1 protein-coding gene is annotated in these 218 nt (G+C 54.1%); it reads right to left on the reverse strand.

The features are described from left to right. The coding region (locus P0D89_RS54635; protein ID WP_408379964.1) for a DDE-type integrase/transposase/recombinase at positions 1-218 on the reverse strand (218 nt) is incomplete at both ends.

The following is a 218-nucleotide window of genomic DNA, read 5'->3' on the forward strand; positions in this document are numbered from 1 at the left end:
GATTGGAACCGCTTTTGTCGATGGTCACCGTCTCGGGTGAACCGTTCTGACCAATTGCCTTTTCAAAAAAACGCCGGGCAGCAGCCTTGTCCCGCTTGGCTCTGAACAGAAAGTCGATGGTGTTGCCGGCCTTGTCCACTGCGCGATAAAGATACTTCCACGAGCCTTTGACCTTGATATAGGTTTCATCCATGCGCCAGCTCTTGCCCACCGGGCGT

It is taken from the genome of Paraburkholderia sp. RL18-085-BIA-A, assembly GCF_046027075.1.
GTDB lineage: Bacteria > Pseudomonadota > Gammaproteobacteria > Burkholderiales > Burkholderiaceae > Paraburkholderia.